The sequence below is a fragment of the Vicinamibacteria bacterium genome (assembly GCA_035620555.1).
In the GTDB taxonomy this organism is placed as follows: Bacteria; Acidobacteriota; Vicinamibacteria; order Marinacidobacterales; family SMYC01; genus DASPGQ01.
In genome coordinates this window covers 1-2,749 of sequence record DASPGQ010000328.1, presented here as the reverse complement: position 1 = coordinate 2,749, position 2,749 = coordinate 1, and the positions used below count along the sequence as shown (strand labels likewise).

General features: G+C 60.0%; 6 protein-coding genes. All 6 read left to right on the top strand.

Features of this window, described 5'->3' with window-relative positions; translation table 11 throughout:
• Positions 1-128 precede the first annotated feature (128 nt).
• The 6 genes from VEK15_13455 to VEK15_13430 all read left to right on the top strand — a co-directional run bounded on the left by VEK15_13455 (position 129) and on the right by VEK15_13430 (position 2,563).
• The gene (locus VEK15_13455; GenBank protein HXV61699.1) at positions 129-314 is read left to right on the top strand and encodes a hypothetical protein; all 186 of its coding nucleotides are present in this window, start codon (positions 129-131) and stop codon (positions 312-314) included.
• A 175-nt stretch (positions 315-489) separates the two neighbouring features.
• Entirely contained in the window at positions 490-753 is a 264-nt protein-coding gene (locus VEK15_13450; protein HXV61698.1) for a CopG family transcriptional regulator, read from the top strand.
• Positions 753-1,217: a type II toxin-antitoxin system VapC family toxin gene (locus tag VEK15_13445; GenBank protein ID HXV61697.1), complete on the top strand. Its 465-nt coding sequence runs from the start codon at positions 753-755 to the stop codon at positions 1,215-1,217. Before VEK15_13450 ends, VEK15_13445 begins: the two co-directional genes overlap by 1 nt.
• Positions 1,218-1,428: 211 nt before the next feature.
• On the top strand, positions 1,429-1,665 hold the full coding sequence (locus VEK15_13440) for a ribbon-helix-helix domain-containing protein (GenBank protein HXV61696.1): 237 nt from the start codon (positions 1,429-1,431) through the stop codon (positions 1,663-1,665).
• A complete protein-coding gene (locus VEK15_13435) occupies positions 1,649-2,077 on the top strand; it encodes a putative toxin-antitoxin system toxin component, PIN family (protein HXV61695.1) in 429 nt (142 codons plus the stop codon). Before VEK15_13440 ends, VEK15_13435 begins: the two co-directional genes overlap by 17 nt.
• A 279-nt stretch (positions 2,078-2,356) precedes the next feature.
• A complete protein-coding gene (locus VEK15_13430; protein HXV61694.1) occupies positions 2,357-2,563 on the top strand; it encodes a CopG family transcriptional regulator in 207 nt (68 codons plus the stop codon).
• Positions 2,564-2,749 lie beyond the last annotated feature (186 nt).

Below are 2,749 nucleotides of genomic sequence, written 5' to 3'. Positions count from 1 at the left end.
AATGTCGTCTACTTTTCGGCGGCAAGCTCCTGGGAGATAGCGATCAAGAGCTCGATGGGAAAATTGAAGCTTCCCGAATCGCCCGAGCTCTACGTGCCCGGCGCCTGGCGTCTTAAGGAATGAGGGGAATGCCCGTCGAGCACGTTCCTGCACTTCGCGTGGCGTCCCTCACCAACCACCATCGGGATCCGTTCGATCGGCTACTGGTTGCACAGGCGCAATCGGAGAGCCTGGCGGTTCTGACGGTGGACCCCCTGATCGCCGCCTACGACGTCAAGACCGTGTGGGCTGGGCAAGGACCACGACCCTGGTGACGTATTGATCGGGCGCGCTGGTTGCGTCCGCCACTCGAGGGACATCGACGTCCGCCGAACGCGCGGTGAAGCGTAGAGGTGATTGGTCGCCGACTATGTGGAGCCTCTCGAGCTAGCCGGTGATGAGAATTTTATCGGGCTTGATTCAGTGATGAATAACAGTTATGATGTTCATATGCGTACGACCATCTCTCTGGACGATCGACTCGCCGAGCAGGTTCGTCGTCGCGCGGCAAAAGAAGGCATGAGCGTCAGCGCGTTCATCGCCAGGACGCTCGACGATGCGCTGAAACGGCAGACGGCACGCGAGGTGCCCCCGTTTCGACTGGTCACCGTCAAGGGCGAAGGAGTTCGCCCGGGCATCGATCTCGACCGCCCCCGAAGTCTGGAAGTCCACGAGGATGAAACGCTCTTCTCCCCGCGAGTACCGAGGCCCTGATGCTCCTTCCGGACGTCAACGTGCTGATTTATTCCCACCGTGAGGACTCGACGGCGGACCACCCCCTCTTTGCGGATTGGCTGAAGGACCTCGCAACGAAACAGGAGCCGTTCGCTCTTTCGGTGCTGGTGCTCGTCGGGTTCGCGAGAATCGTGACGAACCCGCGCATCTTCAAACCTGCTTCGACTCTCGACCAGGCGTTCGCTTTTACCGCGGAGCTCATTCAGCGCCCCACGGCGCGGGTCGTGGCTCCCGGCACGGCGCATCTCGCAATTTTTGAGGAGCTCTGCCGAGAGTCGAAGGCCGCCGGCAAGCTCGTTGCCGACGCACAACACGCCGCAGTGGCGATCGAGCATGGTTGCACACTGGTCACGACGGACTCCGACTTCGACCGCTTTTCCCGGCTCCGTTGGCAGCACCCTCTCCGCCCGACGTCGCGGCCTGGTTCTTCAGCTTCCGAGTAAAGCCGAAGCGATCGAAAACCTTCTGCTCGGTCTTTGAGCTTCGAAGACCATGGACTCGAGGCCGGCACGAAGCTAGGCCCTGCGAAATCCTCTCGCCCCTTTGGGGTCGGTGAGATGCCTCTCCCGTTGCGACCACTCGGTTCGCCTCGCCCTAGTAGCCGAAACTTGCTAGGATAAACGCATAGGCGCTTAAGTGTATAGGAGTGGAACGATGACCCGCTGGAACTTATCAATCCCCGATGAGACGGACCGAGCGGTGCGTAGCTACTTGGCCCGCAAGGGGCTGAAGAAGGGGGACCTGTCGGATTTCGTGAACGATGCGGTGCGCCGAGAGGTGTTCGATCGTGTCGTGCGAGATATCAAAGAGCGCAACGCGGAGGCCAATCCCGACGAACTCATGAAGCTGATCGATGAGGCGGTAGAGTGGGCCCGTGCGGATTCTGCTTGATACCAACGTTTTGGTCGCAGCACTCATCACCAAGAACACTCCTCCCGATTTGCTCTATCAGGCATGGCGGCGGGGCGAGTTCGAGCTTGTAACCTCAGACGCGCAGCTCGACGAGCTCCGGCGCGTGCTCAACTACCAGAAACTACGACGGTTTGTGAGCCGCGAGGAAGCGAAGCTGCTCCTCGAGACGATTGACGCGAGGGCACGGATCGTGGAGGACTTGCCGGAAGTGGCCCTCTCGAGGGACCCCCATGACAATATGATCCTGGCGACCGCGATCAAGGCCGGAGCGTCCTTGGCCGTGTCCGGTGACAAGGAAGGGATGCTTGCTCTGGAGCAAGTTCAAGGCATCCCGATCGTAACACCGCGTGCCGCGCTTGCCCGTCTGTCCAAGAAAAGCGGGGGTGATTAGCAGTCGCCCCTTTGGATTGAATGCCGCTCTTGACTTTTCAGCCTGTGCACGGATATTTTCGCGCCTGACTCATGGCACTTGCTTCCGGCGTCAAGTTGGGTCCCTACGAAATCCTCTCTCCCCCCGTTTTCCGCCGCCGCCACCTCGCGCCCCTAAGAAATCGCGAGTCCCTCGAGCTTTTGTCACCTCTCCTACGTCTCGGCCAGGGTTAGAAATCCCTATCCGTCTCCATTCGCGGAGGTGCGCTACAATCAAGGACAGACGAGGAGACGAACTATCTTGAAACCCATACAAGTGGAGCTTCCAGATAGCTTTGCCGAGGAGCTGGAACGGCTGGTGAAGGCCGGGTGGTTTCGCGATGAGGAAGAAGCCGTGCGTCTAGCACTCCTGGAGTTCCTCCGTCGCAATCGGGTGGCGCTTTTGGAGCGTTTTCAGCGCGAGGACATTGAGTGGGCTCTTAGTAGCAAGAAAGCATCGAGTTCGTGAGACTCGTCGTTACCGACACGGGTCCGCTGAGCACCGATGAACGACTCGTTTCCGCCGTCAGCCGACGAAGCCCTATAATGCGCCGGTGCTCCGGAAGCTGAGAAACCGAGCCATCCGCGTGAGGCGGGGGTGGCAGACGCGAAGGTTCGTCGAGCAGGGAGACGGGATTGCCGATCCCTTGCCACA

Bases quoted from the DNA above. Each gene is read 5' to 3' on its own strand.
- VEK15_13455 (HXV61699.1), top strand. From the start codon at position 129: ATGCCCGTCGAGCACGTTCCTGCACTTCGCGTGGCGTCCCTCACCAAC.
- VEK15_13450 (HXV61698.1), top strand. From the start codon at position 490: ATGCGTACGACCATCTCTCTGGACGATCGACTCGCCGAGCAGGTTCGT.
- VEK15_13445 (HXV61697.1), top strand. From the start codon at position 753: ATGCTCCTTCCGGACGTCAACGTGCTGATTTATTCCCACCGTGAGGAC.
- VEK15_13440 (HXV61696.1), top strand. From the start codon at position 1,429: ATGACCCGCTGGAACTTATCAATCCCCGATGAGACGGACCGAGCGGTG.